At 56.8% G+C, this 24878-nt stretch carries 21 protein-coding genes; 7 read left to right on the top strand and 14 right to left on the bottom strand.

Features of this window, described 5'->3' with window-relative positions:
* Positions 1-199: 199 nt before the first annotated feature.
* From Q1L34_RS10640 to Q1L34_RS10620, 5 genes are all read right to left on the bottom strand, one after another.
* Positions 200-1270 carry an ABC transporter ATP-binding protein gene (locus Q1L34_RS10640; RefSeq protein ID WP_004863014.1) on the bottom strand — a complete coding sequence of 357 codons (1071 nt, stop codon included), beginning with the start codon at positions 1268-1270 and terminating at the stop codon, positions 200-202.
* Complete coding sequence (locus Q1L34_RS10635) at positions 1263-3032, bottom strand: ABC transporter permease (protein ID WP_327204497.1); 1770 nt, start codon at positions 3030-3032, stop codon at positions 1263-1265. The genes Q1L34_RS10640 and Q1L34_RS10635 overlap by 8 nt, the downstream gene beginning before the upstream one ends.
* Before the next feature lie 107 nt (positions 3033-3139).
* Complete coding sequence (locus tag Q1L34_RS10630; protein WP_004863020.1) at positions 3140-4228, bottom strand: ABC transporter substrate-binding protein; 1089 nt, start codon at positions 4226-4228, stop codon at positions 3140-3142.
* A gap of 400 nt (positions 4229-4628) precedes the next feature.
* Positions 4629-5453 (bottom strand): phytanoyl-CoA dioxygenase family protein, encoded by an 825-nt coding sequence (locus Q1L34_RS10625; protein ID WP_032717708.1) that lies wholly within the window; start codon positions 5451-5453, stop codon positions 4629-4631.
* A 205-nt stretch (positions 5454-5658) separates the two neighbouring features.
* Positions 5659-6573: a LysR family transcriptional regulator gene (locus Q1L34_RS10620; RefSeq protein WP_004863024.1), complete on the bottom strand. Its 915-nt coding sequence runs from the start codon at positions 6571-6573 to the stop codon at positions 5659-5661.
* 499 nt (positions 6574-7072) lie between these two features.
* Between Q1L34_RS10620 and Q1L34_RS10615 the strand changes: the two genes are divergently transcribed.
* The 4 genes from Q1L34_RS10615 to Q1L34_RS10600 are packed head-to-tail and all read left to right on the top strand — an operon-like array spanning position 7073 to position 11066.
* A complete protein-coding gene (locus Q1L34_RS10615) occupies positions 7073-8593 on the top strand; it encodes an amino acid ABC transporter permease/ATP-binding protein (protein WP_327204496.1) in 1521 nt (506 codons plus the stop codon).
* Between the two features lie 25 nt (positions 8594-8618).
* The gene (locus Q1L34_RS10610) at positions 8619-9491 is read left to right on the top strand and encodes a phytanoyl-CoA dioxygenase family protein (RefSeq protein ID WP_004863029.1); all 873 of its coding nucleotides are present in this window, start codon (positions 8619-8621) and stop codon (positions 9489-9491) included.
* Positions 9492-9511: 20 nt separating this feature from the next.
* Entirely contained in the window at positions 9512-10330 is an 819-nt protein-coding gene (locus Q1L34_RS10605; protein WP_088883894.1) for a transporter substrate-binding domain-containing protein, read from the top strand.
* Positions 10331-10334: 4 nt separating this feature from the next.
* Positions 10335-11066, top strand: coding sequence for a class II aldolase and adducin N-terminal domain-containing protein (locus tag Q1L34_RS10600; RefSeq protein WP_004863037.1), 732 nt, complete (start codon positions 10335-10337; stop codon positions 11064-11066).
* A gap of 40 nt (positions 11067-11106) precedes the next feature.
* Here Q1L34_RS10600 and Q1L34_RS10595 read toward each other — a convergent pair whose 3' ends face one another.
* The 8 genes from Q1L34_RS10595 to nqrC form a co-directional block, all read right to left on the bottom strand.
* Positions 11107-11598, bottom strand: a complete 492-nt coding sequence (locus Q1L34_RS10595) for a TlpA family protein disulfide reductase (protein ID WP_032717711.1) — start codon at positions 11596-11598, stop codon at positions 11107-11109.
* Entirely contained in the window at positions 11585-12280 is a 696-nt protein-coding gene (locus Q1L34_RS10590; RefSeq protein WP_004863043.1) for an ABC transporter ATP-binding protein, read from the bottom strand. The genes Q1L34_RS10595 and Q1L34_RS10590 overlap by 14 nt, the downstream gene beginning before the upstream one ends.
* A 4-nt stretch (positions 12281-12284) precedes the next feature.
* Positions 12285-13415, bottom strand: a complete 1131-nt coding sequence (locus Q1L34_RS10585; RefSeq protein ID WP_004863046.1) for an ABC transporter permease — start codon at positions 13413-13415, stop codon at positions 12285-12287.
* On the bottom strand, positions 13405-14688 hold the full coding sequence (locus Q1L34_RS10580) for an ABC transporter permease (protein WP_015584139.1): 1284 nt from the start codon (positions 14686-14688) through the stop codon (positions 13405-13407). The genes Q1L34_RS10585 and Q1L34_RS10580 overlap by 11 nt, the downstream gene beginning before the upstream one ends.
* A 2-nt stretch (positions 14689-14690) precedes the next feature.
* Entirely contained in the window at positions 14691-16070 is a 1380-nt protein-coding gene (locus Q1L34_RS10575; protein WP_048024879.1) for a Fe-S-containing protein, read from the bottom strand.
* Between the two features lie 88 nt (positions 16071-16158).
* Entirely contained in the window at positions 16159-16686 is a 528-nt protein-coding gene (locus Q1L34_RS10570) for an iron transporter (RefSeq protein ID WP_004863053.1), read from the bottom strand.
* An 18-nt stretch (positions 16687-16704) separates the two neighbouring features.
* Positions 16705-18654 carry an FTR1 family iron permease gene (locus Q1L34_RS10565; RefSeq protein ID WP_048024838.1) on the bottom strand — a complete coding sequence of 650 codons (1950 nt, stop codon included), beginning with the start codon at positions 18652-18654 and terminating at the stop codon, positions 16705-16707.
* A 229-nt stretch (positions 18655-18883) separates the two neighbouring features.
* Positions 18884-19645 carry an NADH:ubiquinone reductase (Na(+)-transporting) subunit C gene (gene nqrC / locus Q1L34_RS10560; RefSeq protein ID WP_327204495.1) on the bottom strand — a complete coding sequence of 254 codons (762 nt, stop codon included), beginning with the start codon at positions 19643-19645 and terminating at the stop codon, positions 18884-18886.
* A 443-nt stretch (positions 19646-20088) separates the two neighbouring features.
* On the opposite strand from nqrC, the gene Q1L34_RS10555 reads away from it, so the two are divergent.
* Complete coding sequence (locus tag Q1L34_RS10555) at positions 20089-21048, top strand: AraC family transcriptional regulator (RefSeq protein WP_064359792.1); 960 nt, start codon at positions 20089-20091, stop codon at positions 21046-21048.
* Positions 21049-21063: 15 nt separating this feature from the next.
* On the opposite strand, the gene Q1L34_RS10550 is transcribed toward Q1L34_RS10555, so the two are convergent.
* Positions 21064-21183 carry a small membrane protein gene (locus Q1L34_RS10550; RefSeq protein ID WP_099144820.1) on the bottom strand — a complete coding sequence of 40 codons (120 nt, stop codon included), beginning with the start codon at positions 21181-21183 and terminating at the stop codon, positions 21064-21066.
* A gap of 211 nt (positions 21184-21394) precedes the next feature.
* Here Q1L34_RS10550 and Q1L34_RS10545 point away from each other — a divergent pair, with 211 nt between their 5' ends.
* Both Q1L34_RS10545 and fdhF read left to right on the top strand, forming a co-directional pair.
* Entirely contained in the window at positions 21395-22477 is a 1083-nt protein-coding gene (locus Q1L34_RS10545) for a malate/lactate/ureidoglycolate dehydrogenase (RefSeq protein ID WP_004863067.1), read from the top strand.
* A gap of 240 nt (positions 22478-22717) precedes the next feature.
* Positions 22718-24868 (top strand): formate dehydrogenase subunit alpha, encoded by a 2151-nt coding sequence (gene fdhF / locus Q1L34_RS10540; protein WP_004863070.1) that lies wholly within the window; start codon positions 22718-22720, stop codon positions 24866-24868.
* The last annotated feature ends 10 nt before the right edge of the window (positions 24869-24878 follow it).

Raw genomic sequence — 24878 nt, 5'->3', positions numbered from 1 at the left:
CGCGCAATGCTTATTCGCTGAGAGACAATGCACAATGCCGCCGGCGATGAATTATTCGCCGCGACGGTGAATAGAGACAGAATATAGAATTACCGCAGTGAAATTGTTTCTTAACGGTATATTTTCATGACGCCAGTATTACGCTATTTATTTCGCGGACGGCGCTCACGCTATCGCCGTCCGCCAGAGACGTTCAGGCCTACGTTCGCGGGAAAATCCACAGATCATTGGCCGGGAAGGTCAGGTGACAATGCCCGTCGTCGCGCAGCGCTGGACCATAGGCGCGAATAGCGAAATCATCTCCCCGGGTACGGAACAGATACTCCCAGCGGTCGCCGAGATACATACTGGTTAACAGCGGTAGCTCCAGCATATTATCCTGGGGCGTCGCCCCAAGGCACAGACGCTCAACGCGGATCACCGCCGTCGCCTCCTGCCCGACGCTGACCCGTCCGTCCGCCATTCCCCACAGCGCCCAGCTCGCCCCTTCAATCCGCGCCCGACCGTCCATCACATCGGTAATCTTACCGTGCAGGCGGTTATTGCTGCCCATGAACTCGGCGGCAAACAGAGTCGCCGGATTGCCATACATCTCCTGCGGCGTCCCCTGCTGTTCAATCACGCCATTGTTGAGCAGCAGGATACGATCGGAAATCGCCATCGCTTCGTTCTGATCGTGCGTGACCATCAGCGCCGACAGCCCCAGCTTGATAATCAGCTCGCGCAGAAAAACCCGCGCCTCTTCGCGTAATTTGGCGTCAAGGTTCGACAGCGGTTCATCAAGCAGGATAACCGGCGGGTTGTAGACCAGCGCCCGACCAATCGCCACGCGCTGCTGCTGCCCTCCCGATAGCTGATGCGGATGGCGGTTTCCGAGGTGCCCCAGCCCCAGCTGATCGAGCACCGCCTGCACCCGCTGTTTCATTTCGCCAGAGGCGACTTTCCGCAGCCTGAGCGGGTAGGCAACGTTCTCGAATACCGTTTTGTGCGGCCACAGAGCGTAGGACTGAAACACCAGCCCAAGATTGCGCGCCTCGGCCGGAATTTCGCTGCGCGGATTGCCGTCATAGACCGTCTGCTTGCCGATAGCGATCCGCCCGCCGGTGGGCTTCTCCAGCCCGGCAACCGCACGCAGTAAGGTGGTTTTTCCGCTGCCAGACGGTCCCAGCAGCGACACCACTTCTCCCCGCTTCAAGGTCATCGACACCCCTTTCAGCACCGGGTTGTCACCGTAGGTCAGATGCAGATTTTCTACTGATAATTCAATCATGTAATTTCACTCCAAAGCGCAGGGCGATACCTAACCCGACCACCACCAGCAGGATATTGATAAACGAAAGCGCGGCGACAATATCGATGGCTCCCGCCGCCCACAGCGAGACCAGCATCGAACCAATGGTCTCCGTTCCCGGCGAGAGCAGATAGACGCCGGTGGAATACTCACGCTCAAAGATCAGAAACATCAGCAGCCAGGAACCAATCAGGCCGTAGCGCGACAGCGGCACCGTAACGTGGCGCGTGACCTGGCCCCGCGAAGCGCCGTTGCTCCGGGCGGCTTCCTCCAGCTCCGGCGCCACCTGGAGCAGGGTTGAGGAGATCAACCGCAGCCCGTAGGCCATCCACACAACGGTGTAGGCCAGCCAGACGCTGAAAATGGTATTGCGCAGCGCCCGCAGCTGCACAATCAGATGTTCGCGTAGCCAGTCGGCCACCGGCAGCGCCGAGAGCCAGCCGTTTTTCAGCGACTGATCCAGCCACATCGGCAGGAATAAAAACACCCACAGGAACGCCAGTCCGGCCAGCAGGCCCGGCACCGCACGCGGAACCAGCACGCTGTAGTCGAGAAAGCGCGTGACATTATCCGCTTTGCGATGCATCGCAATCCCGACAAACAGGTAGCAGATCACCGCCAGCGCGCCGCCGAAAATACCGATGGCCATGGAGTTGACGATGGCCCGCAGCAGGTTCGGCTGCTGCCAGATATTACGGAAGGTCGCCAGCGAGAGTTCATCCCAGATAGAAACCCCCACCCCCCAGTTGGAGATAAACGCCCGCAAGGCTACGCCAATCAGCGGCACGCCGATAGTCACGGTTAGCCAGAAGACCACCACCCCGCCGGCAACCCAGCGCCACTTGCCGAGCGGTAGCGCTCGCGCCTGCGACGCTTTGCCCTTCATGGTCACAAACCGATTGGCCGTGCGCATCAGGCGACGCTGCAGCATGACCAGCGGAATGGTGATGCAGATAAGGACGACCGCCACCGCCGCCATCAGATGATAGGAGGGCGTACCGAGTTTATTGGTGAGCTTATACAGGTAGGTGGCCAGCACCATGTTGCCTTCCGGGTCTCCCAGCACCAGCATCAGACCAAACACTTCAAGGCCGAGGAAAAACAGCAGCACGCAGGCATAGAGAATCGACGGACGTACCATCGGCAGGCTGACCGAGGTCATCACCTGCAGCGGAGATGCCCCTACCGTCCGCGCCGCCTCTTCGACATCCGAACCGACGCTACGCAGCGCGGAGGAGATATAGAGATAGGCATGCGGGACGTGAGTCAGCCCGGCAATCACCACAATGCTGAACATGGAATAGATATTCCACGGCACAACCCCCAGCAGCTGCTCTGCCCATTGCGAGAAAAACCCGACCGGTCCGGCGGCGACCACATAACCAAAAGCCAGTACCATCGGAGAAACAAAAATCGGCACCAGAATCAGCGGTTCAATAAACCGTCGCCCGGGCAAATCAGTACGCACCATTAAGAATGCGAGGATCCCGCCCAGCGGTATCGCAATCAGCACCAGCCCCACCGCCAGAATAAAACCGGACTTCAGCGCGAGATAAAAGTCGGGGTCGGTAAAAATAAATTCAAAGGCCCCGAGGCTGAATTCTTTGCTGCGGGCGAAAAACGGGGCGGAAAGAAAGCTCTGCACCACGATAAATAACAGCGGGATATAAATCACTAATGCCGTTATCACTACCACGATGCCACGCGGTAGCCCCTGCCACTTTCTGCGTATTACATTCATAGCTTATCCCTTTGGTCAGGCGCGGAGTACAAACCAGACGGGTGTTGAAAACCGGGAATACCCGGCGCGAAAAGGCGGCGCATCCGATGATGCGCCTCCGGCAGGTATTATTTTGCGGCGGCGGTACGCCATTGTTTGATAAATTCCAGACGTTTTTTCGGTTCCAGATATTCCAGTAACGTTTCATCGACCGGAATCGGCTTCAGCGCATTGCCCAACATTTTGGTCATGCCGTCGATATCGTTTTTACCTTCGATATCATTACGAATAGAGGGAATATCCGCCTGGTTGGCCAGAATACTTTGCCCCTTTTCCGACAGAACATAATCGAACCACAGTCTGGCGGCATTCGGGTGTTCGGATTCCTGAGTAATAAACGAGACCCGCGACAATACCAGCACATAATCTTTTGGATAGGAAATGCCTAATGAGGGATCGGTTTTCGCCCGCGCCTCGGCGTAGGAGCCGAGAATGTTATAGCCCAGCAGGTTTTCACCCGAGGAGACCCTCTCCATCATGGTGCCGGTTGAAGACTGCACGGTCAGACCGCCTTTCGCCATCCCGGCCAGATCGGCGAAATAGTTGGCGTCGGCTTTGCTGTCCTGTACCGCCAGCATGAAGCCCAGCCCCGATTTCTCTATATCGTAGGTGGTCACTTTGCCTTTGAATTTATCCGCCTGCGCGGTGACCAGTTTGGCCAGCGCGGTGTGCGAATCCGGGACATCACCCTGCGGAATCAAACGTTTGTTATAGATAAAGACCACCGGTTCGTAGGTGGTTCCATAGGCTTTTTGCTGCCAGACCGCCCATTTCGGCAGCTTGCTCAGTTCCGGAGAGGCGTACTTTTCGGCATAATCCGTCGCCAGTTTTAGCGCCGTATCCATCGATGAACTCCAGACCACATCGCCGCTCCCGCCGCCCGCCGCCTGCTCGCTGATATAGCGGTTATAGAGTTCGGTACTGTTCATATCGTTATATTCAACTTTTATCCCGGGGTATTGCGCCTCAAACCCTTTAATTAACGGGCCTGCGGCTTTGGTATCCGTCGTCGAATAGATCACGACCTTACCCTCTTTCACCCCGGCATCAACCACTTTTTGATAATCAGCCGGGTAACCCTGAGGTAATTCTGCCAGAACAGAACAGGAGAAGACTGTCGTCAGTGAAACCACTAAACCACCAATTTTCCTATGCATAAAACCAACCCTTAATTATCATTTATTAAACACAAATTTAACATATAGCGAGACATCAGGACGTTGCAATGACGGGGGGTGTTTTTTTCCGGCTTTTGTGACGCTGGCTTAATTTAAATAAACTGGCGCCCGCGGCGGTCAAAAAATCGGGGAATAAGGCGAAGAATATTTACCCCGCCCGCCACCGAATATTAAGAAACCTTAAGAATCAGCGGCGCTGTTGATTAAACGGGCGCCGTGCCTTTCCTGCAATAGAATGGCTGCAGGCCACAACTGACCTGCAGGAGGGCAATTTACCGCCACTGAATTGCGTTGCGGAAAATAATATGGGCGATAGGGCTAACAGGGGAAAATGGTGGCCGGGCAAATTCAGGCCGCGAGGAGACGGCCCGGTGATAATTCAACATGACTCTCGCGGCCAGACCCGGGGAAACAGCGGCGAGACCAGCGCCTCGCCATCTTTCAGCGTCAGCTCCGGGAACGGCGGCGAGGTGACTCCGCCGCGATCGGCGAAGGTGGCGTCATCCCCGACCCAGCGAGCGGAGAAAACCCGCCGCGCGCGCGCGGTCGCATTGCCCCGCGCGCCGTGCAGCGTCCGGTAATGAAAGGCGACGGCATCTCCCGGCTCCAGCGCCCAGCTAACAATATCGTAATCGTCCTGATGCGCATCAATATCCGGCAGCTCTTTAAAACGGCTGTGTGCGTAAAGCTTTGAGCCGTTAAAACGGGTTGGGCTGAACTCGTCGCCCCAGCGGTGGGAACCGCGGATGCAGCGCAGCGAGATCGCTTCCGCCACCGGGTCCAGCGGGATCCAGAAGCTGACGTTTTGCTGCCCTTCGACGCAATAATAGGGCTGATCGTGATGCCAGGGCGTCACCGTGCTGCCGCCGGGCGGCTTCACCAGCGTATGTTCATGGAAAAACGTTGCCGTCTTCGATTGCATCAGCGCTGCGGCGATTTCCGCCGCCGGCGAATGCAGGACAAAGCGTTCAAAGTCAGGGATCCGCGACCAGTTGCAATAATCCTGAAAGAACGGGGCGGAGCCATCTTTCGGCACAACCGTGCGGGCGTGGCCATACTCGCTGGGGTTGGCCATCAGCTCCGCGACGCCGGCGGCCAGGCTTTCAATCCACGGCCTGAACACCCCCTTCAGCAACACGACGCCATCCTGCTGATAGCTGTCGATGGTCTGCGAATCAATATGTGGGTCACGCTGATTTTGCATAGCTAACCTTCCTGTGTGGAGAGATGAGGCGGCTGAAGGTGCCCCTGGCAGGCCAGCGGTTTAGCCACCGCGAATGGAACCCACACAGATTATTTAATCCGCCATCGCGGGTAAATTATTATAAAACGAGTCGCTGAATAGAAAATTACGAGCCTTAACGGCAGCGTGAAATAAATAAGCCTGCAGTGACCGCAGGCTTATTTATTCAAAAATGTGCGGGGGTTAATTCAATACTGCGGCAATAGTCCATAAACAGTTGCGTGGGTCGGGTTGGTTCATTATTGGCAAGATGCGCCATAATTAATGTCGAAGCGGGCATCTCATCTTCAATATCCAACTGCACCAGTTTCTCGCCGTCATAGGTCATATCGCACAACGGCCGGGTGACTAATACCGAAAACCCCAGTCCCTGTCCTACCATACAGCGAACCATTTCGATCGAGGGCGAACTGTACGCCACTTCAGGGTGATAGCCCTTCTCTTTAAATATGGTGATGAAATAATTCTTGCTGGGCACCGCATCGAGCAAAATCATCGGTTCATGGCTGAGTTCCTGCAAGGTGACGCTATTTTTCTGCGCCAATGGATGGCTGGCCGGCAGCAGCGCATAGGGTTTATGCGGCGCATTCAGCATCTCTTTATTGACCGAATGACCTAATTCCAGATCGTAGACCAGCGCCAGATCGAAACGCCCGCGATGCAGGCCGTGCATTAACTCATGCTGTTCACCGTCATACAGCTGGAGGGTGATGTCGGGGTACATTTTTTTAAACCCGGCGACCAGCTTTGGCATGTACAGCGGCGCGACGGACTCAAAGCAGCCGACGGAAATCGTCCCGGAAACCAGCTCTTTATCGGCGCGGGAGTTTTGTTCAAACTCATAGGAGAGCCGCAGCAGCTCTTTTGCTTTCTCATAAAAACGCCTTCCGCAGGAGGTCAGCGAGACGCCCTGAGCATGATGGCGAATAAACAGCTGCTGCTCAAAAGTGCTTTCAAGGTTTTTAATGGCAATCGAGATCGACGGCTGGGCAATATGGAGCTGCCGGGAGGCTTCAGCGATACTCTCGGTCTCTACAACGGTGACGAAGTATTTAAGTTGTTTGAGCGTGAATCGCGTCATAGCCTCACCCTTTACGGAATATTGTCACAAGCGGAAACGGTATAGTTTCCTGATATGCAATTTGCAAGCATCGTGCCATTTCACCGGGATTCGCTTATTTCCTCGCTGAGCAAATGATTTATTTAGCGTCCCGGCGAAGTCAACATTATACCGACACCGCCGCATCCGCTTAATTGCACCAACCTGAATCAGGCTGCACCAAATTAATTCCTCGCGCGCCCCAATATGGCACAACTCGCGATTTAAACGCCCGTTCCGTTATCCCTTCCGCGCAATTGTTTTTTTAATGTTTAGTTCTTGTTTCGTACTCATTGCTTTAAATTTATTGGAATTAATCTACCTGTATAGTTTTTTTAAACTTAAAGGCCAAAAATTTACTAATTGCCTCGCAGCGAAAACTGCCAGCATAGTGTTATTGCAAGATAAACCCTGGCGATGCCCCATTTTTGATCATCGGTATCGCATTCATGTCCATTCATTATGGCGAGTGAAATAGCCCATGACGTTTAACTGGAACTACATGTTAAGTCTGCTCAGCGATGCAGATTTTTGGCAGGCCACCTGGACCGTCATTAAATTAAGTCTGCTGACCTGGGGTTGCAGTATTGTGCTGGGATTTGTTCTCGCCCTGGCCAAGCAGTCGCCGCGCAAACTGTTTAATCTTCCGGCGCGGCTCTATATCTGGCTGTTCCGCAGCCTGCCGCTGCTGGTACTGCTGATATTCGTCTATAACCTGCCCCAGGCGGTGCCGTCGTCAGCGCCAGTGCTCAACGATCCGTTCTGGGCCGGCCTGCTGGCGATGGTGCTGAGTGAGGCCGCCTACGTCGCCGAAATCCACCGGGGCGGCCTGCTTTCAATACCTAAAGGCCAGAGCGAAGCCGCCCGGGCGCTGGGACTGCGCTATGCCGGCACCCAATGGCGGGTGATTATTCCTCAGGCGCTGCGCGTCGCCCTCCCGGCGTTGGCCAACGAATATATTGCCGTCGTGAAGCTCAGTTCGCTGGTGTCGGTCATCTCCCTGACCGAGATTTTAATGGTCGGCCAGCGTCTGTATTCGCAAAATTTCCTGGTGATGGAAACCATGGCGGCAGTGGCGTTCTACTACGTGCTGATCGTGACCGTTTTCGACTTCCTGCTCAAACGGCTGGAGAGCTATCTCGATGTCACCCGGCGGAAAGTCACCCGCCCCATCGACAGCGAGATGCAGCGGCTGGCGACCCAAACACGCCCGGTAATCGTGCGCAGCGCGGTCGATAATCCGCAGCCGGCGCTGCAGGCGTCAAAACTGCACAAAGCCTATAACAATGTGGAAGTGCTCGGGGCCGTCAGCCTGCAAATTCAGCCGGGTGAGGTGGTTTCAGTGATTGGCCCTTCCGGCTCCGGGAAAACCACGCTGATCCGCCTGCTCAACGGACTTGAGCAGATCGACAACGGCGAAATTCGGATCAACGGCCAGCCGTTTATTCACCTCGATCGCCAGGGCGTGCAGAAACCGCGTTTTATGGAGAATGCCCAGTACCGCCTCAACATCGGCATGGTCTTCCAGAGTTTTAACTTGTTCCCCCATCTGACGGTTCTCGGCAACCTGCTGCTGGCGCCGCGCTACCATCGGCTGGCCCCGGACGCCGAGTTGAAGCAGCAGGCCTGCGAATTACTGCATAAGGTCGGCATGCTGGAGCACGCGTGGAAATATCCGCACCAGCTCTCTGGCGGCCAGCAACAGCGCGTCGCCATTGCCCGGGCCCTGATGATGCGACCGCAAATCATGCTGTTCGATGAACCCACCTCGGCGCTTGACCCGGAAAAGGTCAATGAAGTGCTCCAGGTTATCGAATCGCTGGCCCATGAAGGCATCACCATGGTCATCGTGACCCACGAAATGAATTTTGCCTTCAAAGTCTCTGACCGGATTGTCTTTATGGAAAAAGGGCGCGTGGTGTGCGACGACACGCCGCAGGCGATGCGCGACGGTAACCACCCGCGCGTTGACGCCTTCCTGAAAAATGTCTCCCTGGCTTAACTCTCCGTTTGTGAAAGGAAAAATTATGATCGCGCAGTGGCAAATCGAACAGTTTCATCAGCAGGGTTTTCTGGTGGTCGAAGGGGTGCTATCGCCTGACGAAATCGCCGCCTTGCAGCAGGATTTTGACGGTTGGGTCGAAGAGAGCCGCCGCCACACCGAGGTGTGGGGCGAGACGCTCGACGGTCGCCCGCGTTTCGACCTTGAAGGGGATCACCGCGCCGATCACCCCTCGCTGCGCCGGGTCAGTTCGCCGACGGAGATTTCCGTCGCCTTCGAACATGCCGCCCTGCAATCGCGTATGGCGACCATCGCCGCCCAGCTGATCGGCGGTAGCGGCACCCGTTTTCATCACAGCAAAATCAACTCCAAGCTGCCGTTTACCGCGACGCAGGTGAAATGGCATCAGGATTTTCTGTTCACGCCGCACAGCAATGACGACATCATCACGGCCCTGCTGATGATCAGCGACGTCACGCCGGAAAACGGCCCGCTGAACGTGGTGCCGGGGAGCCATAAGGGGCCGCTGTGGTCCCACTGGCAGGAGGGGCGTTTTACCGGTTCGGTTGACGACGAGGTGGTATCCGCGCAGTGCCAGCAGCCCGCCGCCTGCTTTGGCCCCTCAGGCTCGGTGTGCTTTATGCATACCCGTCTGCTCCACGCCTCGAGCCCTAATGAGACCGAACTACCGCGGACGCTGTTTATCAGCGTTTACGCCGCCGAGGACGCCCTGCCCTTTGGCGAAAACCCCTTACCAAGCCTGCACGCGGGCCAACTGGTAGCCGGCGTGGAGAGCGGCCTGGTACGCAGCGCCGCCAACCAATTACGTTTGCCGCAGAAGCCGCGCGGTGCCTCATTCTTCGTTCAGCAGGCCGGCCACGATCTTGCCAGCATGTAATGTCATCCCTGGAGGTTTTTATGAAACGATTTAATGCTCTGCTTCTTTGCACCGCCGGCGCCCTGACCTCGTTCAGCACTTTTGCGGCGTTCCTGCAGCCGGGGAAAATTACCGCCGGTTCGGATATGACCTTTTATCCTTATGAATATATGCAAAACAACCAACCGGCCGGTTTTGATATTGAGTTTCTCGCCGGTCTGGCTAAAACCATTGGCCGCGAGGCGGTGAATACCGATACCCGTTTTCCTAATCTGATCCCCGGTCTGCAGGGCGGGCGGTTCGATATTACCAACTCCTCGATGTATATCACCGCCGAACGCCTGAAGGTGATTGACATGGTGCCATACCTGAAAAGCGGCGAATCGATCCTGGCGCTTAAAGGCGCCAGCTATCAGCCTAAAACTCCGGAAGCGTTCTGCGGGCATAAAATCGGCTCGATGGGAGCCACCTCCTGGCTGGCGCAGCTGCAAAAACTGTCGGCGGACTACTGCGTGAAGAAAGGCCTGCCGCCCATTGTGCTGAGCGAGTACAGCACCGATCCGCAAACCACCCAGGCGCTGCTGTCGCGGGCGGTGGAGGCGCAGATTACCGATGCGGCGGTGGCGCGTGGCGTCGTTGAGAAACTGGGCGACCGGATCGTTATCTCTTCCGATACCTTAATTTACCCGGTGCTGAACGGCTTTGGCGTCAAAAAAGGCAACAGCGAAGTGAAAAGCGCCCTTGAGGAGGGGCTGAAGAAATTCAGCGCCACGCCGGAATACGCGGCGCTGCTGAAAAAATATCACTTCCAGCCGCCGACGGAAGACGACCTGAAAACCCTGATGCCGAAAGCGGAGTAAGGCGATGGCTTACTCTTTCGAAGAACAAACGCGGATCGATCTGGCGGCGACCTTTCGCATCATCGCGCATCTCGGCATGCACGAGGCCGTCGCCAACCACTTTAGCGCGGCCCTGTCGCCGGACGGCAAACAGTTTCTGCTGAATCCGAAGTGGAAACACTTTTCGCGGATCCGCGCCAGCGACCTGCTGCTGCTGGATGCCGATGATGAAGCGACCGCGCAGCGACCGGACGTGGACGCCACCGCGTGGGCGATCCACGGCCAGATCCATCAGCGGCTGCCGCAGGCGCGGGCGGTGCTGCATCTGCACCCGATCTACACCACCAGCGTCGCCTGCCTGGCAAACCCGCAGATCCTGCCGGTCGATCAGAATAGCGCGCGCTATTTTAATCGCGTGGCGGTGGATACGCTGTATGGCGGGATGGCGGATACCGTCGCCGAAGGGGCGAGGCTGGCCGGGCTGCTGGCGGATAAACGCCGCCTGCTGATGGGCAACCACGGGGTACTGGTTACCGCCGCGACCATCGGCGAGGCGTTTGACGATATCTGGACGCTGGAGCGGGCCTGCCAGATTCTGGTCACCGCGTGGTCAACCGGCCAGCCGCTGAAGGTGTTGTCGGCTGAGGTGGCGGAGAAAACTGCCCAGGACTGGGAGAATATCGCCGATTTTTCCCGCCAGCACTTCGCCGAAATGAAGCAGCTGATGATTGATGCCGATCCTTCGCTGCTGGACTGAGCGATAACCCCTCTGTCCCGGGCCAGCGCCCGGGATGCCGCTATTCAGATTGGGCCAGGCGGGTAAAAACCGCCTGGAGCTCTTCGGGTTTTCGCCACCCCTGATGCAGGTCGCGCACCCGCCCGCGTGCGTCAATCACTATCGATGTCGGCGTCCCGATCACCTGATAACGATCCTGAGTAATATGAAGCTGATCGCGCAGCACCGGGTAGCTGATGCCATGCTTCGCCAGCAGCGGAGCGATATCCACCTGCTCCGGGTCGGTATTCACCCCCACCACCACCAGTTTATCCGGCCAGCGTTGGCTGAGCGCCTGCAGCGTATCCATTTCCGCGAGACAACCTCCGCAGCTGGCCGACCAGAAGTTGAGATACACCGCCTTCCCTTCCCAACGTTCCAGGCTGGCAGGTTTCCCTTGCAAATCAAAAGCCGCCAGCGCAGGTGCCGTCTCACCACGTGCCAGCTTCTCTTCTTTACAGCCGGCCAGGAGCAGAACCAGCAGTATCGCTATCATCACTTCAGGCATGCGCATGGGGATTCATCTCCTCACCGAGATATTTGCCGTGCTGGAGCCGAACGATACGGTCGGCGAATTTTCCCAGCGCCGGGTTGTGGGTCACCATCACGATAGTGCGCCCCTGACGATGCAGGTCGGTCAGCAGGTCCAGCACCCGCTGTTCATTCTCTTCATCCAGGTTACCGGTGGGCTCATCGGCAAAAATCACCGGAGGTTCATTCACCAGCGCCCGGGCAATACAGACTCGCTGCTGCTCCCCGCCGGAGAGCTGGCTGGGTAAATGGGTCATGCGATGTTCAAGGCCAACCTGCGCCAGCACAGCCCTGGCCGCCGCCTCATCGACGACGCTGTGGTAATGCTGCGCCAGCATGATGTTTTCCAGCGCCGTCAGAAAGGGAATCAGATGAAACTGCTGAAACACCAGGCCTATCTTCTGCGCGCGAACGCGCCGTCGCCCTTCTTCATCCAGCGCCGCGGCATCGGTTCCGTCGAGGATAACCTGCCCCTCGCTGGCGGTGTCCAGACAGGTCAGAATATTCATCAGCGTCGTTTTCCCGGAGCCTGAAGCCCCCATAATGGCGACGAATTCACCGCGGGCGATGCACAAATTAATGTCATCCAGCGCGGTAACCTCTCCGAAGCGCTTAGATAAATGACGGGTTTCAATCGCCATCTGACGTAAAGGCGTGACGGTCATGGCGTTATTCTCCTTTCAACACTTTCGCCGGTTCAACACTCACCGCGCGGCGTACCGGAACAATGGCCGCCAGCAAGGCGACCAGTAAAGACAGCGCCAGGGTAATCGGCAGCACCGGCAGGCGCAGCGAAATAGTGGCATTAAACACGGTCAGCCCCAGCAGTTGGGCGAGCAGATAGCCGAGCAGCCAGCCGCAGACCACCGCTGCCAGAGTGATAATGCTGGTTTCGAGCAGCATCTGGCGGATAATATCGCCATTGCTGGCGCCCAGCGCTTTTTGCAGCGCAAACTCACGGGCGCGCTCGCCTACAATTGCCATCAGGGTGGTATTCACGCACAGTGACGACAGCGCCAGAATCACCAGTGAAACCAGCCCCATCAGCCCTTTGATTTTATCCAGTACCTGACCTTCGGATGCCGAGACCTTACGGATCGGGCGGATCTCAAGAGCGGGATAGCGCTGCTGCAGCTGCCCGGCATAGTTTTCCACCTGGCCGAGATCGTTACTGACGCTCAGCAGGCCGTGGCTGATAATACCGGGCTTTTGCAGCCACGCCTGCGCCACGTTCAGGCTGACAATCAGCATGTTATCGGTCGCGTCACCGGCCTCGACGATCCCCTTGACCAGCAGTTTTTTGCGCCGCTGATGATCCACCAGCGTGACGCTATCGCCCACGTTTAGCGCCAGCCGCTGAGCCAGCTTAACGCCCACCATCGCATGGCGATCGTCAAAGCTGACGCCGATCCAGTTGCCGCTGACCTGCCAGTACGGCACCAGCTTTTGCAGCGACTCAAACCACACGCCGACGATCGCCACTTTTTCCAGCTCGGTACGCGCCGTGCCGTATAGCCAGGGGCTGGCGCCATGAATCAGTCCCTTCGGCGCATCGTCAAGAATCGCCTGCAGTGTCGGCTCCGGCATACGGGTACCGTGCCCTGGGCCGATATAAAAATTTGCGCCGAAGGTCCGCAGCTCCTCGCTCATTTTGCTGTTGATGTCAAACCACACGGCGGAAAGCGCCGTCACGATGGTCGCACCAACCGCCAGCGCGGTGAACACGACGCTGACGCGCTGCAGACGCAGACGCAGCGCCCGCCAGACCAATAGCCACAGCATGTCGCGCTTAGCGGCCATACAGCACCTCCACGGGATAAAGTCGGGCGATACGACGCGCCGGGAACCAGGTGCCGATAAGCGCAATCAGCACTGCGATCACCAGCACACAGGGCACCACCACCCAGGCAAAGTCGAGCGGCGTGGCAAAGAGCATCAGGCCAATCATCTTCGCCAGCCCCCAGCCAGCGATGCAGCCCAGCCCCCCACCTGCCAGCCCACCCAGCGCTGCTTCGAGATAAAACAGCAGCAGAATTTGCCACTGTCGGGCGCCAAGCGCTTTCATCAGGCCGATCTCCCGGGCTCGCTCCATAATGGTACTGGTCATCAGCGAGGCAATACCCATTGCCGCAGCGGCCAATGCCGCCAGGGTAACGACCGCCATCAGCAGCTGAATTTTATCGATAACTACGCCCTCCGAGGCCGCAACCTGCCAGACCGGGCGCACTTCCGCACCGGAAATGGCCTCCTCCAGCTGGTGAGCGATAGAAGAGACGTATGCCGTGCAATACCACAGGTCATACTCTTCGGCGTTGAGAGCCTCGAGATTCTCACGCGCCCGGCGCGACAGCTCATTTTCGGGTACCGTCAGCGCCGATACGCGAATTGCCTGTACTTTTCCCGTCAGACCCAGCAGCTGCTGTACGATGCTAAGCGGCATCACCAGTTGGTTGTCTTCATCCCCCCCGCTGGAGAGAACGCCGCTGACCACCACATCCACGGCCTCGTTCGCCACCTGGAGCCTGAGATGGTCACCGGGTTGCCAGCCGTAATTACGCGCCAGCGCATGGCCGACTAATGTTTGTGGCGTCTTGCCTACAGGTTCCTGCGGCCAGTTGCCGGTAACCTGCCAGAACGGACTGACCGTGCGCTGCCCGGTCTCATAGCCCTCTTCATCCGGTATCGCGACCGGCTGACTGAAGAAGGTCCCGAGTATGCGGATATCGTGCCCGTCAACGGTCGCCTCGCCGCTGAGCATGGGAGCAAACCCAACGATATTATTTCGCCAGAAAATATCCTTAATATTCGCCAGCTCGGATTCATCAAGGAAATCATCGCTGGCCAGCGGGTTGCTTTGTTCGCTGAATAACGCAGGTAGCGCTGCCTGCCCTGCCGGTTCAATTAAGATATTGGCGCCGTAGGATTTCAGTTCCCGGGACATTTTGTCACCGATGTCGATAGAAATAGCCAGCAGCGCCGAGATCAGACTCGTGGCCAGGAAAACGGTTAACACCGCCAGCGCTTTGCGGCGCAGATTACGCCCCCATGACTGATAGATCATTCGCCACAGCATGGTTACTCCTCCTGCGCCGTGCCGGGAACAAACGCCTCTGGCGCGTTGCGGAAACGGTTGTAGTTTGCTTCAGAGGCAAAAAACCAGGTTCTGCCTGCGTAGCTGTATTTATACTCTGCGGTCGTGTTGGTCAGGACCGTCCCGTCCACCGGGTCGGTCACGTTGATAGTCAGCACGGTAGAGAAATAATTGCCTCCGACGGCCAGCGCCGTACCGGGTATCGTCAGCTCACGTTCGTCGTTATGCCAGCCATCGATCGGTACCGGATTACAGCCGCCGGGTTTACCAATCGAAGGAATGAATATGTGTACCCCGCAGGCGACACAAATCACCTGATTACCTTCCATGACATATCCCTGATCGCCGCACAGCAGGCAGGCATCAAATACCACGCCAAAGCGTAATTTGTCGGGATAGCGGTTGATGACAAAGAAGCGAACCGCCTTTCCGTCGTCTGCCACCCAAACGAAACGGTGCAGTTTTCCGTCGCGAACCTGGGTAAGCGGAATATGGACCAGACCATCAGCGGCAAGGCTGACCGGCTGAGCTTCCGAGAGCCTCGGCGGTTGCGAGGCCACCAGATCCCACCACAGCTGGCCACCTGAAATCACCAGCGCACAGCAGATCGTCGTTAACCAGAGGCGGACAGCGCTGCGCCGCTCGGCCAACGCCAGTCGACGGGCAACCGGCGCCGTCGCCGCCTTCACCGCCCGGGCATAGCTACGGATAGCCGGGGTCCAGCACAGGCACAGCAGCAGGAGCACGGCGGCGGCAAGCCAGCTATACCAGGCGGCATTGTTGGTCACCCTGGCCACAAAACTCAGCAGCGGCTTCAGTAAGGGGATGATTTGCAGCTTCATCAACAGCAGCAGCAGATTGCCGAACAGCGGCAGCCACAGCAGGATCATCAGGAGAATTGTCAGCGGCCAGTACGGCCAGCTCATCCGCCGCAGCAGCAGAGCGCACAGCACCGCGGCCAGACACAGCAGCGCAACGGCCAGCGCCAGCGCGGTCAGGTTCAGCAGCAGGTCGGTATTCAGCACGTGGGTGGAGGTTAATCCGCCAAGATTGGGATCCAGAGCCCAGTGACGGGCGGCGCCAAATACGAGGATCCATTGCCACACGTAGCGCAAACGCGGCGTGGCCCACCAGAAGCTCAGTAAAAACAGCAGGGAAAGGAGGATTTCTCCGCTCACCAGCATCAGCTGTAGCGTCTGGCTCCCGCGAATAAACAGTCCGGCCAGTAGCCCACTGGCCAGCGCCGTGAGCAGCGTCCACGTGAGGGGGCGCAGTGAAGGAGGCTCGCCGCGGCCCCAGAGAACCGAGGAGAGCAGCGTTATGCAGAAAAAAACCTGCAGCGTGGTGACGAAAAAATAACTCATAACTTCGACCCGGTTCGGCGGATAATGTGCAATCCGCATGCGGTAATACACCGCAGGACGGCATGCTGGCCATCCTGCGCGACGAACGTTAGTTCAGGCCGACGTATTTGAATTCATAGCTGACATCAAACGGTTTCCACCAGCGGCCAACCCCGGTTTCGCTGTCGGTATGACGGTGCATCCCAGCTTTTGATGGCGGTTCAATGTGATACGTCACTTTATAATTGCCGACGCCCATCATTTTAATATTGGCGCCATAGTGTGGACCGTCGCTCGCGACCATCGGCATAAAAGTCCCTTCCTGCTTTTCACCGGTATCGCTATTGACCAGGGTATAGGCAATCGTCAGATAGGGAATCCATTCCCCGGCGCCAAAACCATTCTTTCCCCCTTCAACCGCATGAATATCGGCCTCCAGATGGATATCTGATTTCGCGGCCGGCAGACCCATTCCGCGCGGTTCCATATCAATCGGCTGAAGATAGACGGCGGCGATCTCCATCTCATTCATGGTGACCGGTTCACCGGCCGGATACTCTTTAAAAGCCAGCGCCGCGGGCGCGGTAAAAATAGCGGCCACGGTGGCAGCGATAATCAGGCTTTTTTTGATGGTCATTTGACAAATCCTCTCGTCTTAATTTGTTGAAGTATTATTTTTTATCTGTGCTGTGGGTAGGTGATTGCGACGGAGCGTAATCCACAGGGCGACCAGGGCAGCAATCAGTAAAATCACCTGTGGCGTCAGGGTTTCCAGATAGGGATAAATGCCCAGCCAGCTGATTTCGGGCACGCCGCCAACCAGCGTAGGCTGAAACAGTTTGCCTTCTATCAGTTCAAGGACACCTTTACCGGCAAAAACAAATGCCATCAGGTACATAAAACCGCCGGTGAAGATGAAGAAGGGTTTGAGCGGCAGACGCACCACCGAGTAGCGCATGATGAGCCACGCGGCCAGCAGCAGCACGCAGCCAATAACAAACCCGGCGCCGATGGCAAGATGCCCGGAAACACTCTGCGCGTCGCCCACCAGGGCGTAATAAAACAGGACCGTTTCGGCACCTTCCCGATAGACGGCAAGAAAGCTGGTCAGCCATAGCCCCACCAGCGAGCCGCGAGAGAGCGAATGCGTCAGCTTACCCTCCAGCCAGGCTTTCCAGCGGCGGGATTCAACCTTCGACAGCAGCCAATAGCTCATAAAGAACAGCATCACCACGGCGATCAGCATGGTAATCCCTTCCAGCAGCTCCCGACTGGCGCCGGAGCGGGTAAACACCAGTTGGAAAACGACCGCCGTCGCCACGCTGGCAACCAGCGCTACGATCACCGACTGACGAATCAGCGGCAGCTTGTCGTGATGGTCATTTTTCACCAGCCAGGCCACGATGGCCGCCACAATCAGCAGCGCCTCCAGCCCTTCACGGACAATAATCATCAGGCTGTATAGCAGCAGGCTCCACTGCGTCTCTTCCCCCTCGCCCAGCATCGCCACCGCCTGATGCAGATCGGCTCGTAGCGCAGCGGCTTCAGCCACCAGTTTGTCCTGCGGCTGCCCGGCCTTCATCAGGCTGACCAGACGGGTGAAGTGGGCCTCAAGACGGGTTTTAAATGCGGCATCGCGGGAGCCGATTTTGTTCTCCATCCCGCTGGCTTCAAAGCGATCGAAGTAGGTGTCCTGAATATCCAGAATGGCATCGGACGCCTCGCCGTGCTGGTAGCGCGTCAGCGCCGCCTCGATACTCTGGTTGATCCCCGTTGCAACGTTGGCCCAGTCAGCGGCCGGCGCGCCAGCGGCGAGCGGAGTGCTCCCTTCGTCTGCTGTCGGGGCATTCACCGGCTGGTCATCGCGGGTCGTCGGCAGCCCGGGCAATATGTCTTCGAGTTCCTGCAACAGCGTCGTCACCTGATAAGCCACGTCGTTCAGACGATCCGGCTGGGACGTCAGCGCAATCAGGGCGGTAAACTGCTGGTTAATGGCCGCCGCCTCTTTTGCCGAGCGGTTTTGCCGCACCGACATTTCCATCTCTGAGTTTTTAAACCCCTGATAGTGCGCCTGCTGCACCTGCTGACTGGCGAGGGGGTAATTTCCCGTCTGATAGGCGCTCACCGCCTGCGCCAGCAGATCGTCGATGGTGCGGAAGCTGTTCTGCCAGTGCAATGCGATATCGCCCCGGGTCAAAGCGGTATGCTGCTCTTCCGCCACCAGCCGATGACCGCCATCCAGCACAGGCTCAACGTCGCGCAGCGCTTTCTTAAGTCCGTCCACCCGAGCCTGAACCTCTTGCAGCGGCTTGCCGTCTGCAATCATGCGACGGATGTCACCGAAAGTGCTCTCCATTTCGTAACTTTTGCGCGCCGAAAAATTGATGCGGATAGGGCCTTCGAGGTTTTCAAACACTTCGAAATAGGCGGCCTGCACTTCCCGACGCGCCTCGTTGTTTTTTTGCTGCTGGTAGAGCTCGATCGTTTTATCCAGCCGGTGCTCAATATCCTCGATCAGCGGCGCGTAGCGGGTTTGCGCCGTCGCGCAGGCGCAGAACAGGACGCTGAGCAAGGTGAGCAGCAGAAAAGAGCGAGGAGCTGACATGACGGGTTCCATTAACGGCAATGATAATAGTTATCATTGTCATTTTTCCTTGCAGTCCACATGACCCAGATCATGAAAATGTCAAATGGTGACAATTTATGTAAAAAGCTGCAAAGAACAACACGTTTTGTGTCGGCTGCGCGCGTCCGTTTTTGATGCCATCCCCGCCCGCAAGATAAAAAAACGACGCCGGAAGTGGCGTCGCGGCGGGGAGGCAAACGGCTGAAGGTTACTGGCTTAATATCGCGGGATTATCCTGCAGATGGCGGAGAAAATTGGCGTAACCTTGCTCCCCCATCCAGAAATTGATGCTTTTCTCCACGCCGGTTGAGGTCAGGGTCGCGCCGCTGATGCCGTCAACGGTATAGGCGTCATGCTGGCCGGTATTGTCCTGAACAACCTGCAACGCGGGCCGCCCATGTTCATCGCGGATTTTTTTCCCTGCCCACTGCCTGCGCCACTGCGGGTCTTCCACCCTCGCCCCCAGCAGCGGCGTCTCATTCTGCTGGTAATAGATCAGGTCATTTACCGTACGGCCATCCGTGCGGAGAGCAACCAGCGCATACATCATTGATTTGGCGCCCTTACCGTAGACCGGCAGAATAATTTGCTGAATACGCTGGTCGGTATCACGGACCAGGTAAATATCCACCAGCGCGCAGCGACGCCGGATCTGCGCCGGGTCGCGGTTCGGTGGCAGGTCTGCACAGCGCTGGTGTTCTTCGCCAGTCTGCCCGGCAGGTACCAGCTCGCCGCGATCGAGATTCAGCTGGCGAGTCACGATGCGTGCCTCGAACAGCGCTCTCAACGTTTGCTCGTCGCGATGCCCGTTGTTCGTTAATCCGGCGACGTTGAGGACCGCAGCTTCCGTCTCTTCATTGACCGGCTCCGCAGCGTCATCCTTGAGCAATAAAAAATAAACAGCAACAATTGCAAAACATAAAACACAAACAACCATCAAAGACAGAACAATTATTTTACTCTTGCGCATACGCGTATTTTCCCCGTTGCGAAATGAATGTCTCTTTTTAGATTGCGATGATTTTCATCCTGCTGTCCACTCTCTTTTTTTGCTGTTGCGCGAGCCCGAGGAAGATGAAAAATAACAAAGACGGGGTTTATTTATTTTATTAAAATGTCAAAATAACAACTCAAAGCGCCCACTTAAAATACAAAAAAAGAAATTAAAATTAATTAATAATATATTTCAAGGCCGCGAAAATGTTAACCGCAAATAGATTTCCGCTGGTTGATGCGGCCAGCCTGTCACCGCGATGTGCTACGGATTGATTGCTTTCCACGCAATACTGCATAATCTCCCCTCAGGCCAATGTAAAAAACTGGCCGCCCGCTGGCTTTCATGAAGATTAATATTATAATCAGAGGGATAAAACAGAACTACCTGCCAACGTCAACCCGGGATAAGAGACAAGCATGTCCAGACCTTCGACGCTGTACGTTCCACATGTTTTAAGCGCGGCGGATATCGCGCCGGAAGAGCGCTATCAGCAAATAGCACAAAACCTCAGCTGCTATGGGATCAAGGTGGTGAACAACCGCCATCCGGCAGACATTATTGCTAATCACAAAACCATCTCCGGAGTTTCTGGCGACTATTGTAGTGCGATGGGCTCAAGGAATGAGACGTTCTTCGATCCTCATCAGGTTGCAGAGTCCTCTGTTTATATCTCATTATTAGTCCACGGCCACCAGTTAATTAACGGCAGAAAAAAATCTGCCGCCGCGCAGGTGAATCCGGGAATGTTGATTGTTCACCAGCGTAATGATTATTACCATTATCAATGTGACGATGTTAAACAGCTGTATATCATTCCGCATAATGAGAAAGTCAAACCATTATTCAGCGGGAAACTCACTAGTCCCATTATTTCACTGGAAAACCATCCTTTAGCGCTATTTTTAAAATCGCATATGCAGCTCCTCGATCAACGGTCAGACCGTTTATCACCGCAAGAAACCGCCGCTATCGTCGATAGTTTGCATCAAATTTCACTGCTGGTGCTGGCCGATGTGGCCAAGGAAAAAGGACTGCGTTCATGCGGAAAATTAAGCCATATCGTCAATAGCGCAAGAGCGTTTATTACGCTCAACTATCATCAACACCAGCTCTCTCCCGACCAGCTTTGTCGGACGCTGCGCTGCTCGCGAGCCAGCCTTGACCGGGCCTTCAACGAACAGGGAACCTCGGTAATGGCGGTGATCAAAGAGATCCGCCTGGAGGCCGCCCGACAGCTGTTGGAAAGCAATCCCCATCTGCCCGTCGAGCGCGTCTCCTGGCTATGCGGCTTCATCAGCCACCCGTTATTCAGCAAACACTTTCGCGAAAAATATCATCTCTCGCCGAAAGCCTGGCGCGATAACTATCCATATTAAAACCGCGCATTGACGTTAACGATGGCGGAATGATTTAAAATGTGTCGCCCTACGCTCTTTAATATAGCTGAGTAAACAATAGACGGATATTCCCAGCAGGGCGATGGCGACGATAATTAACAAGAGCGTGCTGATATTCATTCTGGTTTTCTCTTTCACATTGATTATCATTTTTATCATAGTGATTATCGCCGCCGCGAACAGCACCTGCGGCCTCAATCCTGTTCTCTGCCCCTCAATTCTCTCCTCGGCGCAAGGTATTGATCTTCTTCGCCCAGGAGCGCAGCATGGAAGCGCAAACTTAACAAAACAACAACACAATCAAATAGGTCACAGGAGCGTATCAGTGCAAACCGGATATCGTTTTCAGGCGACGGATCTGCATCAGTTCGTCAACACTCTCTTCATTCAGCTTGGCAGTTCTCCCACCGAAGCCTCCCTTGTCGCCGACCATCTGGTGGCCGCTAATCTCGCCGGCCACGACTCACACGGCGTGGGGATGATCCCGAGCTACGTGCGTTCTCATGCGCAGGGGCATCTGCAGCTTAACCGCCATGCCAGCGTGATGAAGGACGCCGGCGCGGTGGTGACGCTCGACGGCAACGCAGGCTTTGGTCAGGTGGTAGCCCATGAAGCGATGCAGAAAGGGATTGAGAAAGCCCGGCAACACGGTATGGCGGCTATCGCCCTGCGCAACGCGCATCATATCGGACGCATCGGCTACTGGGCCGAGCAGTGCGCAGCGGCAGGTTTTATTTCGATCCACTTCGTCAGCGTCGTAGGCGACCCGATGGTTGCCCCGTTTCGCGGCAAAGACAGCCGCTTTGGCACCAATCCGCTGTGCGTTATCTTCCCGCGAGAAGGTCAGCCTCCGCTGCTGCTCGACTACGCCACCAGCGCGATTGCCTTTGGCAAAACGCGCGTCGCCTGGCATAAAGGCGAAGCCGTTCCGCCCGGTTCACTGATTGACGCCCGAGGCGAACCGACCACCGACCCGGCGGTCATGCAGACGTCGCCGCTGGGTGCCCTGCTCACCTTTGCCCAACATAAAGGCTACGCCCTCGCCACGCTGTGCGAAATCCTCGGCGGCGCCGTTTCCGGCGGCCAGACCACCCACCAGCAGAGCCTACAGACCTGCGTTGATGCCATCTTCAACTGCATGACCACCATTATTCTCGACCCGAAAGCCTTCGACGCACCGGATATGCAGCGCGAGACGGAAGCCTTCATCGACTGGTGTAAACAGTCGCCTCACGATGCGCAGACGCCGATTCTGGTGCCGGGCGAATGGGAAGAAGCCAATCGTCAGGCGCGCCTGGCGCAGGGCATTCCACTGGATGCCGGAAGCTGGCAGGCCATCTGCGAAGCGGCGCTGGAAGCCGGATTCCCGGCGCAGGAACTGGCGCAGTTTCAGCCCAAAATGCGCTAGCCCCTGACAGAACGCCCTCCCCGGGCGTTCTGTTACGTCATCGTCATTAGTGACGACATCACGACGACACCTCCGCAGCACGAATTAATCCCCTTATATATCAACGCATTAATTTTGGCACAACTTCTGCATACCGCTCCTGCCTTCCGCTTGCATCGCGGCGAAAGGATTCCATGACGATGGCGGGCCGGGCCCGGCCTGACCATCGATCTTCATTCACTGTTAACAGGTCTGTTACTGATGAAAAAAATCACAAGCGTTTGCCCTTATTGCGGGGCGGGTTGCAAACTCAAGCTGGTTGTCGATAACAATAAAATTATCCGTGCGGAAGCCGCCGATGGGGTGACCAATCAGAATCAGCTGTGCCTCAAAGGGTATTACGGATGGGATTTTCTTAATGATACTCAGCTGCTTACCCCACGCCTGAAGCAGCCGATGATTCGCTACCAGAAAGGGGGGAAACTCACCCCGGTCAGCTGGGACGAGGCGATTCGCTATACGGCTAAAAAACTCCGGGAGATTAAAGAACAGTATGGCCCGCGCGCGATTATGACGACCGGTTCGTCTCGCGGTACCGGGAATGAAACCAACTATGTGATGCAGAAATTTGCCCGGGCGGTGTTAAACACCAACAACGTCGACTGCTGCGCCCGCGTGTGTCACGGTCCGTCGGTAGCGGGTCTGCAGGTGGCGCTGGGTAACGGCGCGATGAGCAACTCCATCAGCGATATTGAACACTCAAAATGTCTGCTGGTCTTTGGCTACAACTGCGCCGATTCCCACCCTATCGTCGCCCGTCGGGTGATTAAAGCGCGCGAAAACGGCGCGAAAATCATCGTCTGCGATCCGCGACGAATTGAAACCGCCCGCATTGCCGATCGCCACCTGCAGCTCAACAACGGCAGCAATATGGCGCTGGTCAACGCCTTCGGCCACGTTCTGCTGGAAGAAGATCTCTATAACCATGATTACGTCGAACGCTTTACCGAAGGGCTGGACGCCTACCGTGAGGCGGTGAAAGCCTACTCGCCTGAAGCGGTGGAAGCGGTCACCGGCGTCCCGGCGCAAGAGGTACGTCAGGCGGTGAGAATGTTTGCCGCCGCGCCGTCGGCCACGATTATGTGGGGCATGGGCGTTACGCAGTTCGGCCAGGCGGTCGACGTGGTGAAAGGCCTCGCCAGCCTGGCTCTGCTGACCGGTAATCTCGGCCGGGAACATGTCGGCGTCGGCCCGGTGCGCGGGCAGAATAACGTCCAGGGGGCCTGCGACATGGGCGTGCTGCCGAATCTGTTCCCCGGCTATCAGGAGGTGACCGATCCCAACGTCCGCGCCAAATTTGCCGAGGCCTGGGGGATCGACCCGGCCATAATGGATGACAAAGTCGGCACCCGTATTACCGAAGTTCCGCATAAAGCGCTGAGCGGGGAGATCAAAGCCTACTACATCATGGGGGAAGACCCGCTGCAGACCGAAGCCGATCTGGGGCTGGTGCGTAAGGGCATCGAGGCGCTGGATTTTGTCGTGGTGCAGGATATCTTCATGACCAAAACCGCCGAAATAGCCGACGTGCTGCTGCCTGCCACCTCCTGGGGCGAACACGGCGGCGTCTTCACCTGCGCCGATCGCGGTTTTCAGCGCTTCGAAAAAGCCATCCCGGCCCCGGGCAACGTAAAACGCGACTGGGAGATCATCAGCCTGCTGGCCAGCGAAATGGGCTACCCGATGCATTACGACGACAACCAGCAAATCTGGGACGAAATGCGTGAACTGTGCCCGCTGTTCTACGGCGTCACCTATGAAAAAATGGGCGATATGAACCACGTGCAGTGGCCGTGTCCGACGCTCGAACATCCCGGCACGCCATGGCTGTATAAAGGAAACCGCTTTGATACCCCGTCGGGGAAAGGTCAGCTGTTTGCCGCGCCTTGGCGTGCGCCGGCGGAGACCCCGGATGCCGACTATCCGCTGGTGCTCTGTACCGTGCGCGAAGTCGGCCACTATTCGTGCCGCTCGATGACCGGCAACTGCGCGGCGTTGCAATCCCTTGCCGATGAGCCCGGTCGCGTGCAGATAAGCCGCGCCGACGCCGACCGGCTGGGGATCGCCGATCGGCAGCTGGTGTGGGTGAGCTCGCGTCGCGGAAAAGTGATTACCCGCGCGGATATCAGCGATCGTATTAACCACGGCGCCGTCTATATGACCTACCAGTGGTGGGTCGGTGCCTGCAATGAGCTGACTCAGGACAACCTCGACCCGGTCTCGAAAACGCCGGAAACCAAATATTGCGCGGTGAAGATAGAAGCCATCAAGGACCAGCTCTGGGCAGAGCAGTTTGCCTGGCGCGCCTACAGTGACATGAAAGCGCGCCTGAAGGCGGCAGTAAACGCCTGAGTGTTGGGGG

This window comes from Klebsiella ornithinolytica (assembly GCF_030505655.1).
In the GTDB taxonomy this organism is placed as follows: Bacteria; Pseudomonadota; Gammaproteobacteria; order Enterobacterales; family Enterobacteriaceae; genus Klebsiella; species Klebsiella ornithinolytica.
Note: the sequence above shows the minus strand (reverse complement) of the source record. Positions and strands in the feature narration are given on the sequence as shown.